Origin of the sequence: Micromonospora arborensis, from assembly GCF_003205615.1 — a bacterium.
GTDB lineage: Bacteria > Actinomycetota > Actinomycetes > Mycobacteriales > Micromonosporaceae > Micromonospora > Micromonospora arborensis.
In genome coordinates this window covers 41,913-68,457 of the sequence record NZ_PYBV01000047.1, presented here as the reverse complement: position 1 = coordinate 68,457, position 26,545 = coordinate 41,913, and the positions used below count along the sequence as shown (strand labels likewise).

At 69.1% G+C, this 26,545-nt stretch carries 25 protein-coding genes and 2 tRNA genes; 16 read left to right on the top strand and 11 right to left on the bottom strand.

Translation table 11 applies throughout. The features are described 5' to 3' along the window. Window position 1: 1 nt before the first annotated feature. The 7 genes from C7C45_RS34270 to C7C45_RS29470 all read right to left on the bottom strand — a co-directional run bounded on the left by C7C45_RS34270 (window position 2) and on the right by C7C45_RS29470 (window position 7,501). Window positions 2–142, bottom strand: coding sequence for a hypothetical protein (locus C7C45_RS34270; protein ID WP_167454870.1), 141 nt, complete (start codon window positions 140–142; stop codon window positions 2–4). Continuing rightward, on the bottom strand, window positions 139–1,599 hold the full coding sequence (locus C7C45_RS29495; RefSeq protein WP_110567611.1) for an NAD-dependent succinate-semialdehyde dehydrogenase: 1,461 nt from the start codon (window positions 1,597–1,599) through the stop codon (window positions 139–141). Before C7C45_RS29495 ends, C7C45_RS34270 begins: the two co-directional genes overlap by 4 nt. A gap of 260 nt (window positions 1,600–1,859) precedes the next feature. Further along, window positions 1,860–2,936, bottom strand: a complete 1,077-nt coding sequence (locus C7C45_RS29490) for an ABC transporter ATP-binding protein (protein ID WP_110567566.1) — start codon at window positions 2,934–2,936, stop codon at window positions 1,860–1,862. Further along, window positions 2,936–4,003 carry an ABC transporter ATP-binding protein gene (locus tag C7C45_RS29485; protein ID WP_110567564.1) on the bottom strand — a complete coding sequence of 356 codons (1,068 nt, stop codon included), beginning with the start codon at window positions 4,001–4,003 and terminating at the stop codon, window positions 2,936–2,938. The genes C7C45_RS29490 and C7C45_RS29485 overlap by 1 nt, the downstream gene beginning before the upstream one ends. After that, window positions 4,003–4,914, bottom strand: coding sequence for a carbohydrate ABC transporter permease (locus tag C7C45_RS29480; RefSeq protein WP_110567548.1), 912 nt, complete (start codon window positions 4,912–4,914; stop codon window positions 4,003–4,005). The genes C7C45_RS29485 and C7C45_RS29480 overlap by 1 nt, the downstream gene beginning before the upstream one ends. Further along, the gene (locus C7C45_RS29475; RefSeq protein ID WP_110567545.1) at window positions 4,914–5,864 is read right to left on the bottom strand and encodes a carbohydrate ABC transporter permease; all 951 of its coding nucleotides are present in this window, start codon (window positions 5,862–5,864) and stop codon (window positions 4,914–4,916) included. Before C7C45_RS29475 ends, C7C45_RS29480 begins: the two co-directional genes overlap by 1 nt. Further along, on the bottom strand, window positions 5,861–7,501 hold the full coding sequence (locus C7C45_RS29470; RefSeq protein ID WP_244200634.1) for an extracellular solute-binding protein: 1,641 nt from the start codon (window positions 7,499–7,501) through the stop codon (window positions 5,861–5,863). The genes C7C45_RS29475 and C7C45_RS29470 overlap by 4 nt, the downstream gene beginning before the upstream one ends. Before the next feature lie 95 nt (window positions 7,502–7,596). Here C7C45_RS29470 and C7C45_RS29465 point away from each other — a divergent pair, with 95 nt between their 5' ends. From C7C45_RS29465 to C7C45_RS29455, 3 genes are all read left to right on the top strand, one after another. After that, window positions 7,597–8,340, top strand: coding sequence for a GntR family transcriptional regulator (locus C7C45_RS29465; protein WP_110567541.1), 744 nt, complete (start codon window positions 7,597–7,599; stop codon window positions 8,338–8,340). Between the two features lie 91 nt (window positions 8,341–8,431). Then, window positions 8,432–9,001, top strand: coding sequence for a DJ-1/PfpI family protein (locus C7C45_RS29460; RefSeq protein ID WP_110567539.1), 570 nt, complete (start codon window positions 8,432–8,434; stop codon window positions 8,999–9,001). Window positions 9,002–9,020: 19 nt separating this feature from the next. Next, on the top strand, window positions 9,021–9,842 hold the full coding sequence (locus C7C45_RS29455; RefSeq protein WP_110567537.1) for an alpha/beta fold hydrolase: 822 nt from the start codon (window positions 9,021–9,023) through the stop codon (window positions 9,840–9,842). 51 nt (window positions 9,843–9,893) lie between these two features. On the opposite strand, the gene C7C45_RS29450 is transcribed toward C7C45_RS29455, so the two are convergent. Continuing rightward, window positions 9,894–11,033: a substrate-binding domain-containing protein gene (locus tag C7C45_RS29450; protein ID WP_110567535.1), complete on the bottom strand. Its 1,140-nt coding sequence runs from the start codon at window positions 11,031–11,033 to the stop codon at window positions 9,894–9,896. 501 nt (window positions 11,034–11,534) lie between these two features. Between C7C45_RS29450 and C7C45_RS29445 the strand changes: the two genes are divergently transcribed. From C7C45_RS29445 to iolB, 7 genes are all read left to right on the top strand, one after another. Beyond that, window positions 11,535–13,538: a DUF2264 domain-containing protein gene (locus C7C45_RS29445; RefSeq protein WP_110567533.1), complete on the top strand. Its 2,004-nt coding sequence runs from the start codon at window positions 11,535–11,537 to the stop codon at window positions 13,536–13,538. Window positions 13,539–13,581: 43 nt separating this feature from the next. After that, window positions 13,582–14,886 carry an ABC transporter substrate-binding protein gene (locus tag C7C45_RS29440; RefSeq protein WP_110567531.1) on the top strand — a complete coding sequence of 435 codons (1,305 nt, stop codon included), beginning with the start codon at window positions 13,582–13,584 and terminating at the stop codon, window positions 14,884–14,886. Window positions 14,887–15,002: 116 nt separating this feature from the next. Continuing rightward, entirely contained in the window at window positions 15,003–15,866 is an 864-nt protein-coding gene (locus C7C45_RS29435) for a carbohydrate ABC transporter permease (RefSeq protein WP_244200633.1), read from the top strand. Further along, window positions 15,866–16,762 (top strand): carbohydrate ABC transporter permease, encoded by an 897-nt coding sequence (locus tag C7C45_RS29430; protein ID WP_110567527.1) that lies wholly within the window; start codon window positions 15,866–15,868, stop codon window positions 16,760–16,762. Before C7C45_RS29435 ends, C7C45_RS29430 begins: the two co-directional genes overlap by 1 nt. Before the next feature lie 5 nt (window positions 16,763–16,767). Beyond that, window positions 16,768–17,445, top strand: coding sequence for a ferredoxin-NADPH reductase (locus tag C7C45_RS29425; RefSeq protein ID WP_110567525.1), 678 nt, complete (start codon window positions 16,768–16,770; stop codon window positions 17,443–17,445). A gap of 83 nt (window positions 17,446–17,528) precedes the next feature. Then, window positions 17,529–18,713: a glycoside hydrolase family 88 protein gene (locus tag C7C45_RS29420; protein WP_110567523.1), complete on the top strand. Its 1,185-nt coding sequence runs from the start codon at window positions 17,529–17,531 to the stop codon at window positions 18,711–18,713. Beyond that, window positions 18,710–19,582: a 5-deoxy-glucuronate isomerase gene (gene iolB / locus C7C45_RS29415; protein WP_110567521.1), complete on the top strand. Its 873-nt coding sequence runs from the start codon at window positions 18,710–18,712 to the stop codon at window positions 19,580–19,582. The genes C7C45_RS29420 and iolB overlap by 4 nt, the downstream gene beginning before the upstream one ends. A gap of 129 nt (window positions 19,583–19,711) precedes the next feature. Here iolB and C7C45_RS29410 read toward each other — a convergent pair whose 3' ends face one another. Beyond that, window positions 19,712–21,700 carry an ABC transporter ATP-binding protein gene (locus C7C45_RS29410; protein WP_110567519.1) on the bottom strand — a complete coding sequence of 663 codons (1,989 nt, stop codon included), beginning with the start codon at window positions 21,698–21,700 and terminating at the stop codon, window positions 19,712–19,714. Between the two features lie 503 nt (window positions 21,701–22,203). Between C7C45_RS29410 and C7C45_RS29405 the strand changes: the two genes are divergently transcribed. From C7C45_RS29405 to C7C45_RS29390, 4 genes are all read left to right on the top strand, one after another. After that, on the top strand, window positions 22,204–23,007 hold the full coding sequence (locus C7C45_RS29405; RefSeq protein WP_110567517.1) for a helix-turn-helix domain-containing protein: 804 nt from the start codon (window positions 22,204–22,206) through the stop codon (window positions 23,005–23,007). 68 nt (window positions 23,008–23,075) lie between these two features. Then, window positions 23,076–23,675: a hypothetical protein gene (locus C7C45_RS29400; protein WP_146247441.1), complete on the top strand. Its 600-nt coding sequence runs from the start codon at window positions 23,076–23,078 to the stop codon at window positions 23,673–23,675. 38 nt (window positions 23,676–23,713) lie between these two features. Next, window positions 23,714–23,788 (top strand) — tRNA-Trp (locus C7C45_RS29395). A gap of 181 nt (window positions 23,789–23,969) precedes the next feature. Continuing rightward, a tRNA-Cys gene (locus C7C45_RS29390) sits at window positions 23,970–24,040 on the top strand. A gap of 70 nt (window positions 24,041–24,110) precedes the next feature. Here C7C45_RS29390 and C7C45_RS29385 read toward each other — a convergent pair. Beyond that, a complete protein-coding gene (locus C7C45_RS29385) occupies window positions 24,111–24,971 on the bottom strand; it encodes a class I SAM-dependent methyltransferase (RefSeq protein WP_110567513.1) in 861 nt (286 codons plus the stop codon). Between the two features lie 114 nt (window positions 24,972–25,085). Continuing rightward, window positions 25,086–25,958, bottom strand: coding sequence for an oxygenase MpaB family protein (locus tag C7C45_RS29380; RefSeq protein ID WP_110567511.1), 873 nt, complete (start codon window positions 25,956–25,958; stop codon window positions 25,086–25,088). On the opposite strand from C7C45_RS29380, the gene C7C45_RS35935 reads away from it, so the two are divergent. Both C7C45_RS35935 and C7C45_RS35275 read left to right on the top strand, forming a co-directional pair. Next, window positions 25,884–26,159 (top strand): poly(ADP-ribose) glycohydrolase domain-containing protein, encoded by a 276-nt coding sequence (locus C7C45_RS35935; RefSeq protein WP_425271185.1) that lies wholly within the window; start codon window positions 25,884–25,886, stop codon window positions 26,157–26,159. The two genes, C7C45_RS29380 and C7C45_RS35935, sit on opposite strands and share 75 nt — an antisense overlap. A gap of 42 nt (window positions 26,160–26,201) precedes the next feature. Then, window positions 26,202–26,483 (top strand): TIGR02452 family protein, encoded by a 282-nt coding sequence (locus C7C45_RS35275; RefSeq protein WP_244200632.1) that lies wholly within the window; start codon window positions 26,202–26,204, stop codon window positions 26,481–26,483. Window positions 26,484–26,545 lie beyond the last annotated feature (62 nt).

Sequence of the window (26,545 nt, the reverse complement as noted above, 5' to 3'; positions counted from 1 at the left end):
GTCAGTGCCTCTCCGGAACGTCGGCGGCGATGTGCTGGGTGGACGTCCAGGTCACCTGCGAGACCGGGACGGCGTCGGCAAGGTTGGTCGCCCGGGTGGCGCAGGCGCACGCGCCGGGTGCCCGGAGCAGCGGACCGCTCACGGGAGGTCGATCGCCGCGTAGGTGAGGTCGAGGTACTCGAGGATGCCCTCGTGCGACCCCTCCTTGCCGATCCCGGACTGCTTCACGCCTCCGAACGGAGCCGACGGGTCCGAGATCAGACCACGGTTGATGCCGACCATCCCCGTGTCCAGCCCCTCGGCGAACCGGAGCGCTCGCTGGAGGTCACGGGTGAAGACGTATCCGACCAGGCCGTGCTCGGTGTCGTTGGCCTTCGCCAGCACCTCGTCGTCGGAGGTGAACGAGATGATCGGCGCCACCGGGCCGAAGATCTCCGCACTGAGCATCCGCGCATCGTCGGGCACGTCGACGAGGACGGTAGGCGGGTAGAAGTGGCCTGGCCCGTCCGGACGCTCGCCCCCCACCAGGACCCGGGCGCCGCGATCGACCGCGTCGGCGACGAGCTCGTCGATCGTGGTGACCGAGGCCTCGTCGATCAACGCCCCGACGTCCACGCCGTCGTCGAGACCATGGCCCACCGACAGCGCGCCCATCCGCTCGGCGAAGCGCGCCGTGAACTCCTCGCGCACCGGCTCCTCGACGTAGATCCGGTTGGCCGCGATGCAGGACTCCCCGATGTTGCGCATCTTGGCCACCATGGCGCCGTTGACCGCGACGTCCAGGTCGGCGTCGGCACACACGATCAGGGCCGCGTTGCCGCCCAGTTCCATGGAGGTACGCAGCACGTTGTCCGCCGCCTGTCGCAGCAGCACGCGTCCGACCTCGGTCGACCCGGTGAACGAGAGCTTGCGGGTCCGACTGTCGGCGAGCAGTGCGGAGACCACCGCACCGGAACGCTTGGTGGTCACCACGTTGACGACGCCCGGGGGAACGCCGACCTCCTCCATGATGCGGGCCAGGAGCAGCATGGTGAGTGGCGTCTGCCCTGCTGGCTTGGTGATCGTCGTGCAGCCCGCAGCCAGCGCAGGGGCGATCTTGCGGGCACCCATGGCCAGCGGAAAGTTCCAGGGCGTCACGAAGACGCACGGTCCGACCGGCTTCGGCACGGTGAGGATGCGATATCCACCTGTGGGAGCGGTGCTGTAGCGCCCCTCGACGCGTACCGCCTCCTCGGCGAACCAACGGAAGAACTCGGCGCCGTAGGCCACCTCTCCCCGAGCCTCGGCGAGCGGCTTGCCCATCTCGAGCGTTATCAGCCGGGCGATCTCCTCGGATCGCTCGGTCAGTGCCCGGTACGTCGCGGTCAACAACTCTGACCGTCTCCGCGGCGGGGTCGCCGCCCACTCCGGCATTGCCGTGCTCGCCGCGTCCAGTGCGGCGAGCCCGTCCACGACGTCGGCGTCTGCCACCTCGGCGATGGTCTTGCCGGTGGCCGGGTCCTCGACGGCAAAGGTGGCTCCGCTTGCGGCGTCGCGCCAGGCGTCGCCGATCCGGAGCCGCCGGTGCTCGGGGGCCAGGACGTTCATCGGGTCACTCACTGCGTCGCCTCCTGTGATCTTCTTGGTGCTGTCCGTCGTGGCGCGGCGGTCGGGCTGTGCGCGTGGACGGACGGTCACACGCCCTCGTCGGGGGCGAGTTGCCGAGCGGGTCGAATGTGGCCCTCGCCTTGCCGGCAGGGCCAGGACCACCGATTGCCTTGTCGGGCCACGGCCAGCGTCGTCCGGCCGTGCGACCGGTGACGGTCCGTCGAGGCTCGGTTGCCACGTGCCGGCGCATGGTGCCGTCGCCGCCCCGCCGATTACCGCCCGGCCTCGGACAGCGACAGCCCGGTGCCCGCATCGAACAGGTGCGCACGGTCCAGGTCGACCGTGACACGCAGCCGCTCGCCCGGCGTACCGGTGACGGTGGGTCGTGCCTTGACCTTGAGGATCTCCGTCCCCACCCGGACGTCGACCACCGTGCGGTCACCGAGCGGCTCAAGCCCGTAGAGTTCCCCCGACAACGACGCGTCCCCACGCTGCTCGACGGACAGGTCCTCGGCGCGCAGGCCCAGCAGCAGCGCACGACCGTCCTCAGCCGTCGTCCAGCGGGGCCGCGGCAGGGTCCAGCCCTCCGCACCGACCAGACGATCTCCCTCGGCGCGGCAGGCGAGCAGGCTGATCGGTGGGCTCCCGACGAATCCTGCGACCCACTTGTTGGCTGGACGCTCGTACACCTCGGTCGGCGTTCCGACCTGCTGCACCGTCCCCTCCTTGAGGACCGCGACCTGGTCGGCCATGGACAGGGCCTCGATCTGGTCGTTGGTCACGTAGACGAAGGTTGCGCCGAGGCTCCGGTGGATGCGGGTGAGCTCGGTACGCATCTCGACGCGGAGCTTGAGGTCGAGGTTCGTCAGCGGCTCGTCCATGAGAAACGCGCGCGGGCGACGGACCAGCGCCCGGGCCAGGGCGACACGCTGCATCTCACCGCCGGACAACTGCGCGGGACGACGCTGCAGCAGACGTTCGATGTGCAGCAGGTTCGACATCTGCTCGACGGCAGCGGCGATCTCGCTCGACGAGCAGCGGCGTGCCCGCAGCGGCGAGGCGATGTTCTCGTACACCGTGTGTCGCGGGTAGAGGGCGTAGTTCTGGAAGACCATGGCCAGGTCGCGTGCGGCCGGGGTGTCACCGGTCGCGTCCCTCCCGTCCAGATGCACCGACCCGGCGTCAAGCTTCTCCAGGCCGGCGATCGCTCGCAGGGTCGTCGTCTTGCCTGCCCCGGAGGGCCCGAGCACGACGAAGAACGAGCCGTCCGGCACGTCCAACGTCACCCCGTCCAGGGCCTGGACCTTGCCGAAGGACTTGCACAGCCCTTGCACTGCCACGGTTCCCATCAGGCCACCAGCTCTTCCGTGCGCACGTCGTAGACCGCCGGGGTTCCACCGGTGTGCCGTAGCCCTACCTTTGCGTCAGCGGCGAAACGGACTGTCGGTGGCATCCGAACCCGTACGTCGCGCCGGCCGCCGTGGTCGACCACGTAGATGATTTCGTCGCCCAGCCACTCCGCCGAGACCACGCGGGCCGGGACCGACCGTTCCGCCCCTGGGTCGGTGACTTCCAGCGCCTCCGGCCGGACGCCGGCGACCAGGCGACGGTCGCGCGCCAGGCCTGGCGGTGGCGTGAGGACCAGGCCGCCCTGACTGCGTAGCTGCCCGTCGGCCACCTCCACCTCGATGAGGTTCATCGGCGGAGAACCGATGAATGCGGCGCAGAAGAGACTCGCCGGACGGTCGTAGACCTCCAACGGCGTGCCGATCTGCTCGACGCGGCCCTTGTTGAGGATGGCGATTCGGTGACCGAGCGACATCGCCTCGACCTGGTCGTGGGTGACGTAGACCATGGTCGCCCCCAGTTCCCCCTGCAGGTGCTTGATCTCCGTGCGCATGTCCGCCCGCAGCTCCGCGTCCAGATTGGTGAGGGGTTCGTCCATGAGGAAGGCGCGCGGTCGCCGTACCAGGGCGCGAGCGAGTGCGACGCGCTGCTGCTCCCCGCCGGAGAGCTGGCGCGGTCGCCGGTCCAGGAGCGGACCGAGCCGCATCAGCCGGGCGGCCTCGTTGACCCGCTCGTGCACCTCCGGCTTGGGTAGTCCCTCGGCCCGCAGTGGGAACGCCAGGTTGTCGCGGGTCTTCAGATGCGGGTAGAGAGCGTAGAACTGGAACACCATGGCGATGTCACGCTCGGCGGGCGGCAGGTCGTTGACCAGCGTGTCGCCGATGCGGATGTCGCCCGTCGTCTGCCTCTCCAGGCCGGCGATGGCCCGCAGCGTGGTCGTCTTGCCGCAACCCGATGGGCCGAGCATCACGAACAACTCGCCATCGCCGATGGACAGGTCCACGTGCTCAACCGCGACCGTTCCGTCCGGGTAGCGCTTGTGCAGCGCGCTCACCTCGATGCCCGCCATCAGCGTCGCACCGCCCCGAGCGTCACACCGGCGATGAGGTGCTTGCGAACCAGGTAGGCGAAGACGAGCACCGGTAGGGCGAACACCACCGAGGCTGCGGCCACGAGACCCCAGTCCGTAGTGGTGCCGCCGATGAGGCCGGCGATGGCGGGTGGGGCCGTCCGGACGTCGTCGCTGGAGGTGAGGAAGGTGGCGAACACGAACTCGTTCCACGAGAAGATGAGGGCGAAGACCGCCGTCGCGGCGATGCCGGGCACGAGCAGGGGAAGGGTAAATCGCCGGAACGCCTGCAATCGGGTGTAGCCGTCGAGCATGGCAGCGTCCTCGTACTCCGCAGGCACCTCGTCGACGAACCCCTTCATCATCCAGATCGTGAACGGGACGTTGAACGCGGCGTAGATGAGGATCAGGCCGAGTTTGTTGTCGATGAGTCCGACCTGGCGGTACATGAGGAAGATCGGGATCACGACCACCACGGGCGGCATGAAGCGGGTGGACAGGATGAAGAACAGTTGGTCCTTCTTGGCCTTCACGGCGAAGCGTGAGTAGGCCCAGGCCGCGGGGACCCCCAGCACGGTGGCCAGCACCGTGGAGACTCCGGCGACCACGACGGAGTTGAGGAACGAGACGGACAAGGCTGAGCGACCGCCGCCGGGGTCGACGAACACGTCCTTGTAATGGTCCAGAGTGACTTTGAAGTCGAAGAACTTGGCCGGGATTGCGTAGACGTCCCGGTTCTCCTTGATGGACGTCTCGATCATCCACAGCACCGGAAAGAGCATCACGACGGCCAGCACGGTCAACAGCGCGACCTCCAGCACGGAGCGGCCTCGGCTGCCAAGGCGGCGCGCGGGGGGCGTGTGATCCCGGGCAGGACCTGTAGACACGGCCTCGTCGACGGAGACGGCCATCAGCCCTCCTTGAGCTTGTTCAGGTAGCGCAGGTAGAGCTGCGTGAGGACGATGACGACGAGGACCATGAGGATTCCGTACGCCGAGGCGGTTCCGGTGTTGAAGCCCAGGAACGCGACCTTGTAGATGTGGAACGACAACGTCTCGGTGGAGACACCGGGACCCCCGTTGGTGAGGATGTAGACGAGGTCGAACAGCCGGAAGGCCTCGATGGCCCGGAACATCACGGCGATGAGGAGCAGCGGCCACACCAGCGGAAGGGTGATGGTGCGGAACTTGAACCACTCGGACGCCCGGTCGATCGAGGCGGCCTCGTACAGGTACTTGGGAACCGCGGTAAGGCCCGCGAGTGCGATGAGCATGATGAACGGCGTCCATTGCCAGGTGTCGACCACGATCAGGGAAAGCAACGCCGTTCGCTGTCGGGTGAGCCACTCCACCTGCCCCAAGCCGAGCGAGCCGAGCATGCTGTTGACCACGCCGAACTGCGCGTCGAGCATGAACCGCCAGAACAGCCCGACCACGACCGGCGACAGCATCATCGGGACCAGGAACAGAGTGGTCAGCACTCCCCGCCCATGCGTGCGCCGGGAGATCAGGTAGGCGATGCCGAATCCGAGCACGGTCTGCAGGCCGACCGCGCCGACCACGTAGATCAACGTCGTCAAGGCCCTCGTGTGGACCTGCGCCGACGTCAGGATGGCGGTGTAGTTCCCGAACCAGACGAAATTGGCGGGCCCCCCGCGGGTGGCCGAGTAGTCGGTGAAAGACAGGTACAACGCCCACAGCAACGGGAACACCGACATGGCGAGCAACAGCAGCAGCGCGGGGGAGATGAAGGCCACGGCGAGCCCGCGGTCGCTCAGCCGGCGGGACCGCCCCGGTGCAGGCGGCGTCGCGGACGCCACCTGCCCGGGACGGTCGGTCGTCAGAGGGACGGAGTCACTCACAGTCCGCCGCCACCCTTGCGGTTGCCGGAGTCGAGCACGCCCTGCTGCTCCTTGGCGATGTCGTCGAGCGCGTCCTTCGGCTTCTTCGCACCGTTCAGAGCCGCGTTCACGTTGGTGTTCTCGATGTTGACGAGGCGCGCGTACTCGGGCACGTTCCACATGTCCCGCATGCGCGGAACCGAGTCGGTGTACACCTGGTTGAACGGTCCGGCATTGAGGAACTCGGGCGATTGCAGGGCGTCCGTACGCGATGGCACGCCACCGGCCGCGGCCCACTTCTTCTGGACGTCGGCCCGCTCGAACCACTCCATGAAGTTCAGGGCCTCGGCCTGGTTTGCCCCGGCGGAGTAGGCCGACACGTGCATTCCCATGCCGCCGAGCGGGACCAGGTTCGTCTTCTGGGTCGGCAGGGTGGCAAAGCCCAGCTTGTCGAGAATCTGTTCCCGGGTGGTGCCGAGCGTCGACTCCTTCGGATCGAGCAGGCCACCGCTCGCGGCGATCCAGTTGAACGCGATGCAGGCCTTGCCCTGGGCGACCGCCGCGTTCACCTCGTCGATGAACCAGTTGCCGGAGCCCTTGGCGGTCAGCGGCTTCATCTTGTTGACCAGGACGTCCATTGCCTCCTGGCCGGCGGTGTCGTTGAGGACGCCGTCGATCTTGCGTGCCTTGGGGTCCCAGAGGTTGCCGCCGTAGACGCCGTTGACCGTGTTGTAGGTGACGGCCGCGGCGTCGGAGCCGTTGGCCTGGTGGAAGGCCAGCCCGCTGACGCCAGGGTTCTCCGCCTGGCACTTCTCGGCGGCTGAGATCATCTGGTCCCAGGTCTGCGGTGGCTTGTCGCCGATCAGGTCCTTGCGGTAGATCATCGTCCAGGTGTCGCCGAGCAGCGGTAGTCCGTACAGGCTGGCGTTCTCGTCGCGCTTGCCGGTCTCCGCCTGGGGGTACTGGCCGTAGGCCGCCAGGAGGTACGGGTTGTAGGCCGTGACGTCGATGTTCTTCTTGACGAAGTCGGTGAGGTCGAGGATGTTGCCGTTCGTCACGGCCTCGCCGATGTGTTGCGAGTCCAGGATCGCGATGTCGAAGTCGGTCTTGCGCGCCGCGAACTGGGTGAACATCGCGTCGTGCCAGTTCGCGTTCGGTACGGTGTTGACCTTGATGGTCGCGTTCGGCCGTTCCTTCTTGTACTCCGCGTTCGCAAAGGCTTCCAGTGCCTTGGCGGGCGGCCAGTCGAACCAGATGAAGCTGAGGGTCAGCGGGTCCTTGGTGAGCTCCGGGATGGTCGCCGGCGCCTTGGGGGCGCTCGCCTTCGCATCGTCGTCCTTGTCACCGCCGCAAGCCGTCATGGTCGTGGCCACCAGCAGCAGGGCCGCCGTCGCCAGCTGTACCTTTCGCCGGGGATCGGACATTCGTGTTCGCTTCGGATGCCGCATCTTCTCGCCTGCTTTCTGGTTGTGGACTTCTAGTGCCTCGCTATGCGCTTCGCCGTGCAGTTGCTGGTTGTTCAGGCGTGTCGCCGGGCTGTCGCGGGGGGCGACCCGCGGGCCGGCGTCACGAGTACGCCGCTCAGGGGAGCTCCAGGGATCGAAGTGGAGCGATGGCGGACGGTTCCGCGATGGTGCAGGATGGCGAGCATCCGGCACATTTCATATACGATTTGGTGGGGCGTCAGCATCCCGCAGCGTTGTGACTGATGTCAACAGGTTCCCGAAGACGCAAGAAAGGACCTCACGTCACGATGGACGAGGAAGCGATGATCGCGCCGGGCCGCAGGGCCGTGGCAGGCGGAACGCCGCCGGGAAGATCTGGCGGCCGGCTTGCCGACGAGGTGTACGACACCCTGCTCGGACAGCTGATGTCGCTACGGATCGAGCCCGGCTCCCGCGTCACGATCGACGTCCTGGCCCGAGAGTTGGGGGTTTCGCAGACGCCGATCCGAGACGCTCTGAACCGCATGGAGGCCGAGGGTCTGGTCGTGCGTGTGCCCCATGCTGGCTACCGCATTCCTCCCCAGATCACTCGTCACCGATTCGAGGACATGCTCGAGGTGCGCCTGCTGCTCGAGCCGGCGGCGGCGCGCAGATCCGCCGAACGCGCGTCCATGGAGCAGGTGGCCGGTCTGCGGCGAATGCTGGAGGAGATGGCGGAGTTGGAGGGCGGCAGCGGGCCCATGGCCTATGGCGCCTTCGGGCTACGCGACGCCGCTTTTCACGATCTCGTCGCCCTGAGCGCGGAGAACCAGGTCATCCGTGAAGCGCTCGCTCGCCTGCACAGCCACGTGCACCTCTTCCGACTCCACTTCGACACCCAGGTCACTCACCTGGCCATGGCCGAGCACGAGGACGTTGTGGCCGCGATCGCCGCGCGTGACCCGGACGCCGCCGCCTACGCGATGCGTCGGCACATCCTCCGTTCCGGCGAGCGTTTCCGCCGATTGTTCGACGAGGTCAAGGACGCGGACGCAGTGGCGGTAGAGGCTTGACGGGCGGGCTGGGCCGGGGAATGCTAACAATCGATTGAATCGGATCGGATTGGATCCGCCTCACCCGTCCCCCAGTTGCGAGGAGAAGCAGGTGCCCCGAGCGCTGCTCCTGACCGGCGATGCCGCCGAGGAACTCGACACCATGTATCCCTACTATCGCGTCCAGGAGGGTGGCTGGGACGTTGACGTTTCGTCACGGACGACGCGTGACGTGCAACTGGTCATCCACGAGTTCGACCCCAACTCCGACGCCTACGTGGAGAAGGACGGCCGGAAGCTGCCGGTCGACGTGCCGTGGGCCGAGGTCGACGTCGAGCGCTACGACGCCCTCATCATTCCCGGGGGACGTGCCCCCGAGTGGATCCGGGTCGACGCCGACGTCCGGCGCATCACCGAGCACTTCTTCGCGCGTAACCTCCCCGTCGCGCTGGTGTGCCACGGCGCGCAGGTGCCAGCGGTGTACGGGCTGCTGAAGGGTCGAAAGACGGCGTGCTTCCCGCCCATCACCGGTGACATGGAGAACGCGGGCGCGACGGTCATCGACGCTCCTGACGTCGTGGACGGCAACCTCGTCTCCTGCCGGGGGTGGCCCGACATGCCGCAGTTCGGCAGGGCGATGATGGAGCTCTTCTCGAAGTCGGTCAACTCCGCATCGGCATGAGCACACCTGGCCTGCCCCGGTGACGGCACTTCGGACTGTCACCGTCGACGGCTCGCCCGTCCACGTCCTGGAGAGCGGCACCGGGCCCGCGGTGCTGATGCTGCACGGCTCCGGACCCGGCACGACCGGGTCCGGCGCCTGGGCGGCGACGGCGCAGGCGTTGGGCATGTCCTGGCACCTGGTGGCTCCTGACCAGGCGGGGTTCGGCCGTACACCTGTCCCGGCGGGTTCCTCCGGCGGGCTCCGGCTGTGGACGGAGCAGGCCGCGGGCCTGATGGATGCTCTCGGTTTCGAGCACTACGCCGTGGTGGGCCACTCCATGGGCGGCGCCGTGGCGCTGGCGTTGGCGGCCGCGCGCCCCCGGCAGGTCACCCGTGTCGTGGCGGTCTCGACGATGGGCGCCCCCGGGGCACCGCTGTCCGCCGAGCTCGACGCGGTCTGGGCCGCTCCCGCCGGCCCGCTCGGGGCACGGGACATGCTGAGTCGTCTCGTCCTCGACCAAGCGCTCGTGACCGATTCGGCCGTCGAGGCCCGTGCGGCTGCGATGCGAGCGGGGGAGGTCGCATTCGCGTCGTTGTTCCCTCCACCGAGGGCACGATGGGTCGACGATCTCACCCTCTCGGCGCAGACGCTGGCAGCGGTACGCGCGCCCGTGCTGCTCGTGCACGGTGCCGAGGACCGAGTCACCCCGCTCGGGACGGCAGCCCAGCCCCTGCTCGAACATCTGGCCGATGTCCGTCTGCACGTGTTCGGCCGATGCGGGCACGTGCCGGCGATCGAGCACCCGCACGAATTCCGGCAACTGCTGTCGTGCTTCCTCCGCCGGGACCGAGGTCACTAATCGCTGCGGCAGGTCCGCAGCCCGGGCTCGTGTCACCGCCCAGAAGAGCGCCTACGCGGGCGGCGGCGCGGTCGATCCCCGGATCCGCAGTGACGGGCTGATGACGATCCGGTGGGTGGGGCGGTCGGGGTCGACGAGCCGGTCGGCGACGAGACGCACGGCGGCCCGGCCGATCGAGCGTCGCGGCGGTCGGACCGCGGTCAGCGGCGGGCTGAAGAGTCCGGCGACCTCGTCGTCGTACGCCACGATGGAGAGGTCGCCGGGAACGGAGAGATGCCGCTCCTCGCAGTGCTGCACCAGCGCGATGGCCTCGGCGTCGGCGTGCACCAGCAGCGCGGTCGTCCCGGTCGCCTGGCAACGGTCGAGGACGTCGTTGAGTACGGTGTCCCGCTCCGGTGACCGTGCGTCGGGCACCACGGCCACCACCGTCGCGTCCGAGTCGAGGCCGCACTCGGTCGTGGCGTCGAGCCAGCCGCGCCGTACGTGCTGGCTGGTGGGGCTGTTGGCGTCGAGCACCAGGCCGACCTTGCGGTGTCCGAGCGAGGTGAGATGGCGTACCGCCATGGCCGCACCGAGTGCGTGGTCGGTGACCACCGACTCCATGACCGCGTGGTGGCTGCCCACCGTGGCCGTGCGTTCCAGCAGGACGACCGGGACACCGACCTGGTCGAGCCACTCGATGGTGCGCTCGGCGCTCGGTGCGTCCATGCTCGGCGCGATGATGAGCGCGTCGACGCCCATCCGCTCCACGAGGCGGGCCAGTTGCGGCTGGTCGTCGTCGGTGTCGTAGGAGGAGCCGCGCAGAACCACGCGCATGTCGAGCTCGCGGGCTGCTCCCTCGACGCCGCGAGCCACGTCCGGCCAGTAGTAGTCCAACGAGGGCACGAGCATGCCGAGGGCGCGCCCGACCAGCGGGTCCAGGCCGGCGACAGGTGCCTCGTCCGCTGTCGGGGCGTCGTCCGGCAGGATCAGGGCGACCCCACCGTGGACGCGGCGAACCAACCCCTCGGCGGCCAGCTCCGCGATGTCGCGCCTGATGGTGACCGGCGCGGCGCCCAGCACGTGGGACAGGTCAGAGACGCGCATCGAGCCGTCACGTTGCAGGGCTGCCAACAGTTGCTGGCGGCGGGCGACCTGAAGCGGCCCTCGGGAGCCCTCCGCCGTGGCGACGACAGGACTGTCCTTGGTCATGGGGACCTCCGGGGAACACTTCGTGCGGTGAGAGCTCTTGCAGGGTGCGGACGAGCTCGCCGGCCGGGTCGAACGCGGTGACGTCGATCGCGAGCCGGATCAGCTGATCTCCCCATCCGTCGAAGAGCATAGGAGCCGTGCTCCGCCGGGTCGTCGCGGCGCACGACGCCGAACCCGGCTGCCGGCCGGCGCTGAGCCGGCCGACGCCGTCCGCGCCACGCCGCAGTCGGCGGGTCTGCGAAGCGGTCCGCGACGGTCATGACTCCTCGGCCGGTGGAGCGGCTGTGAACGATTGTGATCGTATCAGAGCACTTGGCGCATCAAGGCGGCGTTGTGCGCTCTCGTGATCGGTTGTGTCCACATCGGTTTGATAACGGCATTGACTTGCTCTGTTGTGAGCGTTTTACTTCGGAAACCCGGCGGATGTCTGTACGTCACATTCATGGACAACGCCCCGCTCGCCACATTCCATGGAGACGGCTCGATGCGACAGGACCTCGGATGACGTTCGGGACGGCCGGCCGGCTGGCGGCGGGGACGAACCCGGATGCCCCCGCCGTCGCGACCTGGCATCGGGATGACTGGCTGGCCCTCGCCGACCGGATGCTCGCCGCCGCCCGGCCGTTCGCGTCGCCCGGCCACGCCCTCGTCACCTTTCCCGGGCCGGAGGGCGGTTACGGGCGGGCCATCGACGGCCTGGAGGGGTTCGCCCGCACTTTCCTGCTGGCCGGCTTCCGCATCGCGGGCGCCCAGGGAGTGGGCGTGGACGAGCTCGTGGAGCGGTACGCGGCCGGCATCGCCGCCGGCACCGACCCGAGCTCTCCGGACCGCTGGGTGCGCCTGGACGAGCACCCCCAGGCCAAGGTGGAGGCCGCCTCCATCGCGCTGGTCCTGGACCTGACCCGTCCGTGGATCTGGGACCGGTTGCCGTCCGGGGTGCGGGAGCGGGTGGTGGACTATCTGCGCCCGGCGGTCGGCGACGACACGTACCCACGGATCAACTGGGTCTGGTTCCGGCTGGTCGTGCAGACGTTCCTGCGGTCGGTGGGCGGGCCGCACTCGCTCGACGAGATGAACGAGGACCTGACCACGCACGACGGCTTCGTCCGCGGGGACGGCTGGATGTCCGACGGGGCACACCGCGCCTACGACCACTACGTGGGTTGGGCCCTGCATCTCTACCCGACGCTGTGGGCGCGGATGGCCGGCGCCGCGGACCTGGCCGAGCAGCGCCGCGAACGGGACCTGGCCGGCCTCGACCGCTTCCTGAGTGACGCGGTGGCACTCGTGGACGCCGACGGATCACCGTTGATCCAGGGGCGAAGCCTGACCTACCGCTTCGCCGCGGCGGCGCCGTTCTGGGTCGGCGCCATCGCCGGCGTGCCCTCGGTCAGCCTCGGCCGGTTGCGCGGCGCGGCCACCCGCATCGTGCGCCACTTCGTCGCCAACGGCGCCGTGGACGAACGCGGCCTGCTCACCCTCGGCTGGCACGGGCCGTGGCCGCGGCTTGCGCAGTCGTACTCCGGGCCGGGCTCGCCGTACTGGGCCAGCAAGGGCCTGCTCGGCATCGCGCTACCCGCCGACCATCCGGTGTGGACGGCCGCCGAGGAGCCGCTGCCGGTGCAGGAGCGGGACACGGTGCGGGCGATACACGCGCCCGGCTGGCTGGTCTCCGGCACCCGTGCCGACGGCATCGTCCGCGTCGTCAACCACGGCACCGACCACGCCGTCGAGGGCGCCACCGTCTCGGATTCCCCGCTCTACGCCCGACTGGGCTACTCCACCGCCACCACCCCCGTCCTCGACGACAGTGGCTGGGCCAGCCCGCTCGACCAGTCCGTCACCCTCGTCGACGACGCGGGTCGGGTCACCCACCGCGCCGGCATGCGCCTGCTGACCGTTCACGTCGACACCGACGGCGTGGGTGTGGCCGGGTCACGTGCCCTCGTCCACTGGGTCGACCCGGATCCGGGTCAGCGCGATCACGGCGGGGGCCTCGTGGGCCGGTACCGACCGGCCGGGCACCTCACGGTGTACTCGCTGGTCCGGGGCCCCTGGGAGCTGCGTCTGGCCCGCGTCGACGGCCTCGCCGACGGTGTCGAGGCGGCTGCGCTGCGGCTACGGATCGGCGGTTGGGCCGTTCCCGGGGATGCGACGGCGACCGTCGGCGACCGGGTGGCGGTCGTGACCGGGGCCGGCCTGACCAGCAGGCTCGAAAGCGTGCATGGCGGCGGAACGGCCGGTGCCACCGCCGTTCCGCACGGCGGGCCGCTGGCCGGGGGACTGGTCGTGCCCTGGCTGGACCACCCCGTCCGGCCGGGCGCATGGGCCGCCACCCTCATCGAGTTGTCCAGAGTGCCGGCGACCACGGCCGGGCAGGCCTGCCAGGTCGTGGCCGACGAGGACGCCGACGGCCTTCACCTGGCGGTCGACTGGCCCGACGGGATCAGCACGTCGACCCGTCTGGACACGGAGCATGCCCGGCCCACCCAAGCGGCCTGGTAGCAGTACGGGCCCGTCCGGGCCCCTTGACCTGAAGGAGAAAGGGATGAAGCGTGCGATACCGGCCGTCATCAGCGCCGCGACGGCCCTGACGCTTGTTCTCGCCGGCTGCGGGGGTGGAGACGAGCCAGTCGACCCCAACGCCCCGGTGACGATCACCCTGGCCGGCTGGACCCTGGCGTCCACGCCCGAGTTCAAGACGCTCGCCGACGGCTTCAAGGCGACCCACCCGAACGTCACGGTGGAGCTCAAGGAGTACGCCCCCGGCAACGACTACGACACCCAGATGATCACGGACCTGGCCGCCGGCACCGCCCCGGACGTCTACGTCATGAAGAACCTCAAGAACTTCTACACGTACCAGAGCGGTGGTCAGCTGCTCGACGTCTCCGACGTCACCTCCGGTCTCGGCTCGGTCCCGGCGCTCGCGTCGTACCAGGTGGACGGCAAGGCGTACGCGGTGCCGTACCGCTTGGACTCGTGGGTGCTCTACTACAACAAGGACCTGTTCGCGAAGGCGAAGGTGGCGCCGCCGGACGGCAGCTGGACCTGGGACGAATACACCGACGCGGCGAAGCGACTGCACACCGGGCTGAAGGCGGCCGGTTCGAACGCGACAGGCGCGTACCAGCACACGTTCCAGTCGACCGTGCAGGGATTCGCGCTCGCGCAGACCCCCAACGCGGACCTGCTCTCCGGGGACTTCGGCTTCATGAAGCCGTACTACGAGCGGTCACTGGACCTGCAGGCGGCCGGCGCGCAGCCGACCTTCGGCACCGCGAAGACCAACAAGCTCACCTACCAGGCGCAGTTCGGCAAGCAGCAGTCGGCGATGATGCTGATGGGCACCTGGTACGTGGCCACGCTGCTCAACCAGCGACAGAGCGGTGACGCCGACAAGTTCCAGTGGGGGATCGCCCCGGCGCCGCAGTTCGACAAGTCCACCACCGGCACCTCCGCCACGCCGGTCACCTTCGGTGACCCGACCGCCTTGGGGATCAACCCGAAGATCAGCAAGTCGAAGGCCGCCGCGGCCAAGGAATTCCTCAAGTACGCGGCCGGCCCGGATGCCGGCAAGGCGTTGGCCGGGATCGGCATCACCCCGGCCCAGGTCACCGACGCGGTCACCGGGACGCTGTTCGCTCTGGACGGCGTACCGCAGGACGACCTGTCGAAGTTCGCCTACGCCAAGCACACCATCAAGCCGGAGAACCCGGTGTCGAAGCACACCGCAGGCCTGCAGAACCTCCTCAACGAGACGCATTCGGCGATCCTCTCCGACAGCAAGGGCGTCGACGCGGAGCTGAGCAAGGCGCAGACCCGCGCCAAGAACGAGGTCCTCAACCAGTGAGCTGATGGCGGGCCCGGCGCGCCTGAACCGCACGCCGGTCCCGCCACCATGCCGAACGCTTCCGGAGACTCCCTATGGCAACATTGCCGCGCACGAGACCCAGGAACCGGCGGCTGGTGTCGCGCAACACGGTCGCCGGCTGGTCGTTCATCCTGCCCAACTTCCTCGGCTTCGCCGTGCTCACACTGCTACCCGTCGTCGTGCTGTTCTACGTGGCCTTCACCAACTGGAACGTCTTCGGGGTTGCCGAGTGGACCGGCACGGCCAACTTCCGGCGGATGTGGGACGACGCGAGCTTCTGGACCGCACTGCGCAACACCGTCTACTACGCCGTCTTCCACATCCCGCTGACCCTCGCCGCAGCACTCGGCCTGGCGCTGCTGCTCAACCGCAAACTGCGCGGCGTACGGTTCTTCCGCACCGTCGCCTTCTTCCCCTACATCACGTCGATCGTGGCGATCGCGGTCGTCTGGAACCAGCTGTTCAGCCCGGAGTACGGCCCGATCAACGCTCTCCTCGGTGCCGTCGGGGTGGACGATCCGCCGGGCTGGACCGCGTCGTCGACCTGGTCGATGCCGGCGGTCATCATCGTCGGCACCTGGCGGTACATGGGCTACTACATGCTGCTGTTCCTGGCCGGCCTGCAGACCATCCCGGCCCAGCTCTACGAGGCGGCCGAGACCGACGGCGCCTCACCGTGGCAGCGGTTCGTGCACGTGACCCTCCCCGGGTTACGAACCACGACCTTCTTCGTCACCGTGCTGCTCACCATCGAAAGTTTCAAGGTCTTCGACCTCATCCTCGTGATGACCGGCGGCGGACCGGGCCAGTCGACACTGGTGCTCTCGCAGTACATCTACCAGAAGGGCTTCGAGGAGAACCAGTTCGGTTACGCCTCGGCGGTCTCCATCGTCCTGTTCGCCATCTGTTTCGGCATCACGGTCATCCAGTTCTGGGTCAACAAGCGGAGGAACAGCTGATGACCGCGACCGACCTCTCCACACCCGTCCCGGCCATCGCCGCGCCCGGCAACCACGCAACGTCCGCCCGACGTGTCAGGTCTCGGGGCTGGCGGCTCGTCGGGTACGTCGCTCTCGTGCTCGCGGCGGCCGGGCTGCTGCTGCCGTTCTTCTGGATGGTGGTGACGTCGTTGAAGACCAACAACGACGTCTTCACCATCCCGATCACCTGGCTCCCCGATCCCGTGGTGTGGCGCAACTACCTCGACATCTGGCAACGCTCGGACATGACGACGTGGCTACGGAACACCCTGCTGCTGGCGGTGATCGTCACCTTCCTGCAGGTGCTCACCGGCAGCTTCGCCGCCTACGGCTTCGCCCGCGTCCGTTTCCCCGGCCGCAACCTGCTCTTCCTGGCATACGTCGGGACGATAGCGGTGCCCTGGCAGTCGTACATGATCCCGCAGTTCATCCTCATGTCGAAGCTGCACCTGTCGAACACCCTGTGGTCGATCGTGGCGATACAGGCGTTCGGCGCGATCGGCGTGTTCCTGATGAAGCAGTTCTACGAGACGATTCCCGAGGAGCTCAGCGAAGCGGCGCGGGTCGACGGGCTCAGCGAGTTCGGCATCTACCGACGGATCATCCTGCCGCTGTCCCGGCCGGCGCTCGCCAGCCTGGCCCTGCTGACGTTCACGACCACCTGGAACGACTACCTCGGCCCACTGATCTATCTGCGTAGTCCGGAGCTGCGCACCATCCAGTTGGGGCTGAATACCTTCATCTCCCAGTACAACGCCGAGTATGCGCTGATCATGACGGGCTCGGTGCTGTCCGTGCTGCCCGTTGCCGTCATCTTCCTGCTCGGCCAGCGCTACTTCGTCGAGGGCGTCGCCTCGACCGGGCTGAAGGGCTGAGGTCCATGCGTTCGCGCCACACCATCATCACCGCCGTCTTCGACGGGTTCTACGTCGCGCTCGTCACCAACCTGTTGCTGGTGCTCGGTTGCCTGCCACTGGTGACGCTCGCGTTCACGACCGAGGCGGCGCGCTCCTGGCCCCTGTACGCGCTGACCGCCCCGCTCTGCGCGCCCGGGCTCTGTGCGGTCTTCGCCGTCATGTCGGCCTACTCGGCCGGCGACATCGGCGGCGTGCTGCGCACCTACGGCCGCGCCTGGCGAGCCAGTGCCCGGCCGGCGATGCTCTGGACGGCGGTAGCCATGGTTGCCCTGGTGGTGCTCGCTGTCGACGCCCGCGCCGCGTGGGGCCACCGGGTCGGGGCACTCGCCCTGCCGGTGCTGGCGACCCTGATCGTCCTCACCGTCGCGACCGCGCTGCTCGGGTTGGTGACAGTCGCCGAGCGACCCACCGCGCCGCTGCGCGAGGTGGCCCGCGCCTGCGTGTATCTGGCGGTACGCCGGTGGTACCTCACCGCCGCGTCGCTGCTCGTGCTCGCGCTGCTCGCCCAGATCCTGGCGGCCCGCCCCGCGATCGCGCTCGGCCTCGCCGCCGCGCCACTGCTCTACGTCGTCTGGGCCAACAGCCGCTTCACCCTGCGCGCCGCCCTCGACCCACCGACGGCAGCACCCCAGCGCGCCTGACCACCATGTCCCGGCCACCCAGCCGGGACGCCGATGACACCTGCTTGGCACCGGACCGGAACCCACGAGGGAGAACAGCATCCATGACGGCGACCGACGTCCGTCCCAGCTCCGACGCAGAGGCCACGGCAGCCGCGGTGGCCGCCGCGATACGCACCGTCGACGCGAACATCGTCACCTTCGGCGACCGGTACCCCGCGGACACCACCGACGCCAACCGCTACCCGCTCCGGCCGCCGAGCGCCGGCCAACCCGAGGGCGCCAATGTCGGCTGGACCACCAGCTTCTGGCCCGGCCAGCTCTGGCTGGCACACGACCTGACCGGTGACGACCGGCACCTGCGGGCCGCACTGTCCCACGTGGACAGTTTCGCGTCCCGGATGACCCGCGGCATCGACCTGGACACCCACGATCTCGGGTTCCTCTACACCCTCTCCTGCGTCACCCCGGCCCGCCGTACCGACGATCCACGGGCCCGAGGCGCGGCTCTCGCCGCCGCCGACCGCCTGATGACGCGCGTCCTCGAACCCGCCGGAATCATCCAGGCCTGGGGCGACCTGAACGACCCCCGCCAACGGGGCCGGACCATCATCGACAGCCTCATGAACACGCCACTGCTCTTCTGGGCCAGCCAGACCACCGGCGACGACCGCTACGCCGCCGCGGCCCGCCGGCACACCGCTCAACTGCGTCAGCACATCCTGCGTCCGGACGGCACCACGTTCCACACCTTCTACTGGGACACGGACAGCGGTGTGCCACTGCGTGGGGAAACCGAACAGGGCCATGCCGACAACTCCTGCTGGGCGCGCGGGCAGGCCTGGGGCATCTACGGGTTCAGCCTCAACCACCGGCACATCGGAGATCCCACGCTGCTCGCCGCGGCGATGACCTGCGCCGACCGTTTCCTCGCCCACCTGCCCGACGACCACGTCGCGTACTGGGACCTGGAGTTCGGCGACGACAGCGGCCAGGAACGGGACAGCTCGGCCGCGGCCATCGCCGTCTGCGGCCTGCTCGAACTCGCCGACAACCTCACCGACCCGGCCAGCGCCGGCCGGTACCGGGCAGCCGCCGCCGAGATCCTGCGTTCACTCATCGACCACTACTCCACCGGCGGCCAGCCGGGCTCGAACGCGCTGATCCTGCACGGCGTCTACGACAAACCCAAGAACGTCGGCGTCGACGAGGGAACCCTGTGGGGCGACTACTTCTACCTGGAAGCCCTCACCCGCGCCACGATCCCCGGCTGGACCAGCCCCTGGTGAGCACCGCGACCGACCCGCACCGCCCCGCATCCCGAAAGGTGACCATGGACTACCGCTACCACTGCACCATCTCCGCCGCCGACGGCCGGAACACGCTGCCCTTCAACCCCTGCCGGCTGCTGGACTTCACCCTGCTGCGGCTGTCGGCCGGTGAGTCCTGGACCGGCGAGTCCGGTGATCGGGAGATCCTGGCCGTCATCCTGGGCGGCACGGCCAGCTTCACCGTCGGCGGCCACCACTTCCCGCAGGTCGGCAGTCGTCCGGACGTGTTCTCCGGCAAGCCGCACTCCGTCTACCTCCCGGCTGGCTCCTCGATCACCATCGAGGCCGTCACCGCCGTGGAGATCGCCCTCCCCAGCGCACCCAGTGAGCTGGCCACCGACCCGTACGTCATCGCGCCGGAGCAGGTCGCGACCGGAAATTGGGGAGCGGCCAACTTCGGCCGCACGTACCACCAGATCCTCACCGAGATCGCCCAACCGGACCTGCCCGCGCGCCGGCTCATCGTCGGCGAGACCTACACGCCCTCGGGCAACTGGAGCACCTACCCGCCACACCGGCACCGGGTCGACGACCTGCCCGCCGAGGCCGCACACGAGGAGATGTACTACTACCGCGTCAACCCGGCGGACGGGTTCGGCATCAGCCGGGTCTACACCGACGACGGGTACGAGGAGAACGTCACCATCCGCGACCACGTGATGCAGATGATGCCCGAGGGCTACCACACAGTGGTCAGCGCGCCCGGCTACACCACCTACTTCCTGTGGTTCCTGGCCGGCACACAACGCACCCAGGGTGCCCGCGAAGACGCCGATCTCGCCTGGGTGGGCCAGACCGTGCCAACTCTGCGCAGCCTGGGCCTGTAGCGACGGTCCCGGACACTTCTTCGCCTCGACGGCCGCGTCGCGATGGTCACCAGCGACATCTGTGGGATGGACCAGACCATCGCGACCAGGCCGGCGGCGGCGGCGCGGGCGATCAGCGCGGTGAACACGTCATCCGCCCTGCGAGGCGGGTAGCTGCTGTTGCGGGATGGGGTGGTCCTCGCTCGGGGTGGTGTCGTAGCCGGCGGCCTGGAGGGCGAACAGTTCGGCGTACCGGCCGCCGGTGGCGATGAGGTCGGCGTGGTTGCCGGCTTCGACCAGCCGGCCGTGGTGCAGGACGAAGATCCGGTCGGCGTGGCGGACGTTCGCGAGCCGGTGGGTGATCAGGATCGTGGTGGCCCGGCCTCTGCGGTCGCGGATGGCCTGGAACAGGGCGTCCTCGGCGCGGGGGTCGAGTGCGGAGGACGGCTCGTCCATGATGAGCAGTTCGGCGTCGCGCAGGAAGCCGCGGGCGGCGGTGATGCGTTGCCACTGCCCGCCGGAGAGGTCCTGGCCTCGGGCGAAGGTGCGGTCGAGCAGTGTCTCGTACCCGTGGGGTAGTTCGGTGATCATGTCGTGGGCGACCGCGCGGGCGGCGGCGGCCTCGATGAGGGCCTGCTGGGCGTCGGTGTCGACGTTGCCGATGGCGATGTTCGTGGCCGCGGTGAACGGCCATTTGTGGTACTCCTGCGTCACTACCGCGATCCGGGCTCGCAGCCCGTCGATGTCGCACTCCGACATGGGCTGGCCGTTCCATTCGATTGCGCCGTCGGTGGGGGTGCGGAGGGTGGCGATCATCGCGGCGAGGGTCGTCTTGCCCGAGCCGTTCTCCCCGACGAACGCGACGGTCTGCCCGGCGGTGATGGTCATGGTGACGTTGTCGACGGCGGGTGTGTCGCGGTCGGGGTAGCGCATGCTCACCCCGCTGACGGTCAGTTCCCGCAGCCGTTCGGGGCCCGTCGTGGCCACCGGTCCGCTGCTGCCCGGGAGGTAGGCGGCGGCGCGGGTCATGAACCCGGTGTAGTCGTTGAAGTGCTGACCCTCGGTGTAGACACGGTCGACCTGGAAGGTGACGATGGCGAGGGAGCGCTGCGCGGACTGCACGGCGATCACGCACGTCGCCGCGGCGGCGAGGGGGATCTGCCCGTCGATCAGCAGCAGGCCGAGCAGGACGTACACCGCGGCGGTGGCTACTCCGCCGATCATCGCCCCGACCGAGGTGGTGGTGGTGACCCGCCGCGCCAGGACGAGCTGGATGTCGGTCTCGACCTGCATGACCCGGTCGTACTGGTCGAGCAGGAACCGGCGCAGCCCGTACGACCGCAACTCCGGCGCGGATGCCCGCTCGGCCATCAGCCGCTGCAACAGCCACAGCCGGCGCCGCCGTACCGACCCGGCGGTGTAGGTCTGATACCGCAGGTGCCCCGCCCGCAGCGCGGCCCACCCGTTGGGGACTGTCGCCACCAACAACGCCACCAGCAACAGCGGGTGGATCACCACGACGGCGACGGCCACCGCCAGTACGCCGGCCAGCCCGGCGAGCAGGTTCATCGAGGACTGCACCAGGCCGATCGCGGATTCGGTGCCTCGGGAGGCGCGTTCCATGTCGTCGGCGAACGCGTCGGCGTCGAACGCCTCCAGCCGCACCTCGGTGGACACCTCGAACAGGCCCCGCTCCACCTCGCGGCTCACCTGCGGCGTCAACGCGTTCTGCGCGTACCCGGTGGCGATGCCCATCCCCGCACGCAGCGCGACCGCCACCGCCAGCACGGCCAGCGCGGGCAACGCCGCCCGGACCTTGTCGGCGGTCGGCCCGCCGGCGAACAACTCCACCAACACCCGCTGCGTCGCCAACAGGCCGAAGGCCGCCATCACCCCGGCGCCGACCGTCGCTACCGCCACCACACCCGTGCGGAACCGGTCTGCGCGCCAACTGACGCCCAGAGCGGTCCAGACGAGCCGGGGGAGTTCCGCGAAGACGGTGAACACGCCCGCTTCCGCCCGGGCCCGCACCCCCGTCTCCCACCACGTGGCCCGCAACTCCGGCAAGACCGACTCCGGTCGCACGGTGCCCGGCTGGTCCGCTGTGCTGGGAGTCTTGGCGGTGACCGACTGAGTCATGAACAAACCTCCTCGAAATTACGCAAACCGGTAGCGGTGGGACGTGTGTGGATCGAGTCGAATCGCGGACGGGCTGGCCCTGGCAGGGCGGGGGCTCAGGCCACCGGCAGCGCGTTCTCCACGTACCTGGTGAACCCGTGGCCGCGTGCCTGCCGGGCCGGCTTGCGAGGTAGATCGGCGGTGAAGTCACGGCGTTCGGCGGGCATGGGTCGACGGTAGGACGCCGGCCGTCCGACACGCCCGCCGCGCCGGGCCACGACATTGTCGGTAGATACCGCCGCCGACTCCGACAAGACTGCGACATCGCCCGCCGTGCGTGACCCCTCCCGGCTGCGAACACAGCCGGTAGGCTGCCCGGCCCCGCGCGGCTGCCGGCCACACCCCGTCCGTGCCCTACCGACGTACGACAGCCCTCGGTGACCGACCCAGGAATTGTCGGAGGCAGCGGATACGGTCTGCCCGCACCGTGACCGCATCTCGGCACCGCCAGGGGGTGGCAGACCATGGCCGACACCGACGAGATCACGACGGCACGGCGCGCACTCGGCCGCCAGCTCGCACAGCTGCGCAAGGAAGCCAACCTCACCCAGCAGGGTCTCGCCCGGCTCGTGCAGTACGGCCGCAGCTCCGTCGCCAACACCGAGACCGGCCGCCAACACCCCGAGCGCGAGTTCTGGGCACGCTGCGACACCGCCCTGCACACCGACGGCACCCTGACCCAGGAGTACGACCGCCTCACCAAGCGAGCCCAGCGGCACCAACCACAGCCAACGGCGGTCCCGTCGGGGAAGAACCCGCGCCGGCCGCAGCCCGTCGGCAGCCCTGATTCCGCTGAAGACGAATCAGCTTTCTGGGAAGACGAGAACAGCATCAACGCCCGCCGGGCCGCGCTGAAGTCCTGCAACGACGAAGACGCCCGACTCGGCTACCTCGAAGACGAGATCCGACACGCCATCGCCGACCGCGAACGCCTTCCGCCGGCAGCCCGCCTGGCGCGCCTGCGGCCGTTGCGTACCTGTGTGGATGAGCTCATGGCCGGGCAGCAGCACCCACCGCAACGCGCCCGGCTCTACACCCTCGCCGTCCACCTGTCCGGGCTGCTCGGCGCCCTCGCCCTGGACCTGGGCGCGTTCCGCGTCGCGCACGCCTACGCCGCCGAAGCCTTCGACCTCGCCGAAGCCGCTCAGCAACCTGAGGTGCGGGCAACACTGATCGCCCTACGCCGAAAACACCACACCCTGGCGGTGGATGGGCCGGCCACGGTCTACCTGCGCGATGATGCGTCGGGCCTCGGCGGTGCCGGGTAAGCACCGAGTCGGTGGAGCGCAGGTCGACCCGGCCCTATGAGAGCTTGGGATTGTGGGAAGGTGGCCCTATGGGCTTCTTCGACCGGCAGGTAGCGGCATCGGACGTCGAGCCAGAACCGATCAGAGAGCCCCGTCCCGCCTGGATGAAACCCGAGGCGGTGATCCCCGGTGTCGTGGCCGAAAGCCACGTGCTGGTCCACACCGATCGCGTAGCGGTCGCGATCAGCGGCCTACTCGCCTACCCTGCGGGCTTCGAGTTCAGCGTGACCGCGGTGCTGCGTACGCCGGACCGTCGGGTTGATCTGATGCATCACCACCGGGTCGGGTACTGGGCCGGGCAGCCCGTGCCGGCTGAATTCCTCCGGGTGGGTGTGCAGTTCGCCGACGGGAGCACCGTCACCAACATGGATCGACGCTCACTCACGCCGCTGGATGCTGAGCCCGCTGGCCGGCTGTTGTTTCCGGGCAGTTCTCAGTCGGACGCCCGGCGGCACGAGGCGCACTACTGGATTTGGCCACTACCGCCGTCCGGGCCCGTCACCTTCGTCTGCGAGTGGCCGGCGTACGACATGCCCGAGTCGCGGTTGGAGGTCGACGGCCAGGTGATCCTCGACGCCGCCGCGCGGGCGGTCCGGCTCTGGCCCGACACCGACGAGACGACAGGCTAACCACGCTCGGACCGACCGGCTCACTGGAACAACTCCATAGGGGCGTAGCCCTCAACTGGTAGAGCACCGGTCTCCAAAACCGAAGGTTGCAGGTTCGAGTCCTGCCGCCCCTGCTTGTCGTACCGGCTGCGGCCGGCGGCGTCGCAGATTCTTAACTCCACAGCGGATGGCAGGAGCAAGACCCCGGCCGGCGCCTGCGTGGGCCGGCCGGGGGCACTACCTCCGGGACGAGGGAGACGGTCGACCCGCGCCCGTGTGTCGGGGGTTCGATTCCCTCCGCGGGCGCTTCTGCCTGGTCGTGTGCCCGAGTGGTGAGGGAGCGGTCTGCAAAACCGCGTACGCCGGTTCGATCCCGGTCACGGCCTCGACTGCGTTGGCGCAACACCAACGCCCGCCATCCCGACGTCCTGGCCGTCCACCGGGCCTTCGTCGTGCTCAGTGCGTGGCGCGAACCGCCGAGACGAGCCCGCCCGCGCCCTCGTCCTGCTGCGGCGGGGTCAGCACGGGACGCCCGTAGGCCTCGGCGCGCTCACGCAGGGTGAAGGTCTCCGCCTCCCAGCCGAGGCCGTGTAGCCAGCCGACCGGGTCCTCCGGCATCTCCGAGACCCACATCGACGCCGCCGATCCCGAAGCGGCATCCTCGCGGAAGCGTTCGACCACACCGCGCGAGCCCAGTGTGAGGCCCATCCTGCTGCCCGCGGCGGACAGCGCGCCGACCCGTTCGAGCAGCGACTCCACCGCGTCCTCGGGTAGATAGATCAGCAGGCCCTCGGCGATCCACACCGTCGGCTGCGCCGGATCGTGCCCGGCCGCGGCCAGGGCGCCGGGCCAGTCCTCGCGTAGGTCGACCGGGACGGTGATCCGCTCGCAGCGCGGGACAGCACGCTCCTGACGCAGCACCGAGGCCTTGAAGCCTAGGGGTTCGGCCGTGTCGACCTCGAACAACCGCGTACCCGCAGGCCAGTCCATCCGGAAGGCCCTGCTGTCCATCCCGGCTCCGAGCAGCACGACCTGCCGGATGCCGGACGCGACCGCCCGATCCAGCAGGTCGTCCAGGAACTTCGTCCGGATGACGATCGAGAAGGCCACACCGAGCCAGCGGCGCCGCGCCGCCTCGTCCGCGCCCGGGGGCGGCGGCGTCCCGGGGCCTTTCCCGCCGGCCGTGGCGAAGGCCAGCGCCAGCGGGTCCCGGAACAGCGGCTGCTCGCGTGCGGTCTCCATTGCCCTCACCCGGGCCACGCCCACGGCTGTGGCCCACACCCCGGACGGCTCGATCGGCCCCGCCGCGTCAGTCATGCGTTCAGCCTAGCTAGACGGCGTGTCACCCAACACCGTGAACGTTCCTGGTCACAGCACTAGGACCAGGTAAGCGCAGTCACAGCGACGATCAACTTCGGGTCACCCGTCGGGTCATGATCGAGGTGGCTCAGAAGCCTCGTCGGTCTGGGGTCCGAGCTTGTTGATCTCGTATCCGCCGGGGTAGGTCCTGTTTTTGATTCCGTCAGAGAACAACGGCGTTCTCTGCGGGGCTCCGAGCCAACACTTCAGTCGGGCGCGCACCTTCAACGCCAGGTACAGGCCGGCTCGGACTGGCCACGCCGGTGCGGCGACCCGAGTCGCACGCCGCAACCGATCGTCGTACATGGCGCTGACCAGCCCGTCACCGAGCGGCGCGAGGGGTCTGGGAATCCGGCTGAGCAGCAGCGACCGGGTGGCGCGCTCGATGGCCGCAGCATCGTCGTTGGGTGTCAGGTGAACGGCGTCGTACGCGTCGAACCAGGTCTCGAACTCCTCATAGGAGCCGGGGATGTCGGTGATGCCCATCCGTTGGCCCAGCTCTCGGTAGAACAGGTACGTGGCCCGCCGCTCATGGCAGCACGGTTGACGCCAGCCGTACCTCTGCAGCCACCGCGTAGGGATGATCACCAGGCAACCGAGGACGAAGAGGTATTCCTCGTTGGGGATGTCGTACGGGCGGTGGATCCGGTTGACCTGGCGCAGCGCGTCTCGACCGCGTGGTTGGTCGAATCCGTTGAGCACCATCTCGTACATCAGCAGGCCGGTGTCGTCGATCCGCTTCTGAGTGCGCTCGGTCAGTTCCCCGGTGGCGGTATGCACCGCGGCGATGCTCGGTACGGAGAACGACCGGTTGAACGCCAGGTTCAGCCCAAGCTTCATGTCCCACGGGAACTCCAACCGCAGCATGGTCTGGTAGATGTCCAGCCAGTCAAGCTCGGGGTCCAGCGTGCGGATGCGGACCAGGTTGGCGTAGCGCTGTCTCATCGTCGGGCATCTCCCACGCGGGGGTTCGGGGCGTCCTGGCGGCCGCGAGCCGCCATCCGATCTCGCCAGCGTAGCTACCTGCTGGGTGGTGCAGCTCGTCGGCCGACGTACGAGTCGACGTTGCAGGCGGCCCGTCGGCTGGCCCCCGGAGCGGCCTGTCTGGTGTTCGCCTCGGCGAAGAGCCCGGGTGGTGGGTTCTAGCGGGACCTGCGGTACAGCGACCGCGTCATCTTCTCCCCGGACGTGCCGGCGGTGCTGGCCCGGCGTGCTCGCCGGGTGCTCGAGGTCGCGGCCGCGCACGGACATCGGACGTTGGTGTTGGGCGCCTGGGGGTGCGGCGTGTTCCGCAACGATCCCGCTACGGTCGCCGACGCCTTCGCGTACGCGCTGCGGGAGGTCGATCGGTTCGACCACGTGGTGTTCGCCATCCGCGACAACCTGCCGGGAACACCGGTGTACCGCACGTTCGTGGAACGCTGCCTGCCATGTCGATGTGCTGTTGAGCGGTATACCTCAGAGGTATGAATATGACTCTGAGGTATACCGCTCACTACCGCATCCGCCCTCCACGGAGGTGACCGACGGTC

Bases quoted from the DNA above. Each gene is read 5' to 3' on its own strand.
- C7C45_RS29490 (WP_110567566.1), bottom strand. From the start codon at position 2,936: ATGGGAACCGTGGCAGTGCAAGGGCTGTGCAAGTCCTTCGGCAAGGTC.
- C7C45_RS29485 (WP_110567564.1), bottom strand. From the start codon at position 4,003: ATGGCGGGCATCGAGGTGAGCGCGCTGCACAAGCGCTACCCGGACGGA.
- C7C45_RS29480 (WP_110567548.1), bottom strand. From the start codon at position 4,914: ATGGCCGTCTCCGTCGACGAGGCCGTGTCTACAGGTCCTGCCCGGGAT.
- C7C45_RS29465 (WP_110567541.1), top strand. From the start codon at position 7,597: ATGGACGAGGAAGCGATGATCGCGCCGGGCCGCAGGGCCGTGGCAGGC.
- C7C45_RS29450 (WP_110567535.1), bottom strand. From the start codon at position 11,033: ATGACCAAGGACAGTCCTGTCGTCGCCACGGCGGAGGGCTCCCGAGGG.
- C7C45_RS29445 (WP_110567533.1), top strand. From the start codon at position 11,535: ATGACGTTCGGGACGGCCGGCCGGCTGGCGGCGGGGACGAACCCGGAT.
- C7C45_RS29440 (WP_110567531.1), top strand. From the start codon at position 13,582: ATGAAGCGTGCGATACCGGCCGTCATCAGCGCCGCGACGGCCCTGACG.
- C7C45_RS29430 (WP_110567527.1), top strand. From the start codon at position 15,866: ATGACCGCGACCGACCTCTCCACACCCGTCCCGGCCATCGCCGCGCCC.
- C7C45_RS29425 (WP_110567525.1), top strand. From the start codon at position 16,768: ATGCGTTCGCGCCACACCATCATCACCGCCGTCTTCGACGGGTTCTAC.
- C7C45_RS29420 (WP_110567523.1), top strand. From the start codon at position 17,529: ATGACGGCGACCGACGTCCGTCCCAGCTCCGACGCAGAGGCCACGGCA.
- C7C45_RS29410 (WP_110567519.1), bottom strand. From the start codon at position 21,700: ATGACTCAGTCGGTCACCGCCAAGACTCCCAGCACAGCGGACCAGCCG.
- C7C45_RS29405 (WP_110567517.1), top strand. From the start codon at position 22,204: ATGGCCGACACCGACGAGATCACGACGGCACGGCGCGCACTCGGCCGC.
- C7C45_RS29400 (WP_146247441.1), top strand. From the start codon at position 23,076: ATGGGCTTCTTCGACCGGCAGGTAGCGGCATCGGACGTCGAGCCAGAA.
- C7C45_RS29385 (WP_110567513.1), bottom strand. From the start codon at position 24,971: ATGACTGACGCGGCGGGGCCGATCGAGCCGTCCGGGGTGTGGGCCACA.
- C7C45_RS29380 (WP_110567511.1), bottom strand. From the start codon at position 25,958: ATGAGACAGCGCTACGCCAACCTGGTCCGCATCCGCACGCTGGACCCC.